Raw genomic sequence first — 247 nt, 5'->3', positions numbered from 1 at the left:
CTCACCCAGATGGAAAAATCCATCGCCATCCTCGAAGACCTCCGCACCAAAGCCCCCACCACCGAACTCCGCCAAACCTACTTCGCCTCCGTCCAAGGTTATTATCAGTTCTACATCGACCTCTTGATGGAACTGCACCGGAATAACCCTAATAAAGGTTATGATGCCCGCGCCTTCCAAGCCAGCGAAAGTTCCCGCGCCCGCACCCTCACCGAAATTCTCACCGAAGCACAATTCGACCTCAAAG

At 53.8% G+C, this 247-nt stretch carries 1 protein-coding gene; it reads left to right on the top strand.

The genetic code is table 11. The features are described 5' to 3' along the window. On the top strand, positions 1 to 247 hold a 247-nt coding region (locus tag JUI58_RS27490), incomplete at both ends, for a hypothetical protein (protein WP_204101822.1).

It is taken from the genome of Spirulina sp. CCY15215 (assembly GCF_016888125.1).
Classification (GTDB): domain Bacteria; phylum Cyanobacteriota; class Cyanobacteriia; order Cyanobacteriales; family Spirulinaceae; genus CCY15215.
This window is presented reverse-complemented; position numbering and strand designations above follow the sequence as displayed.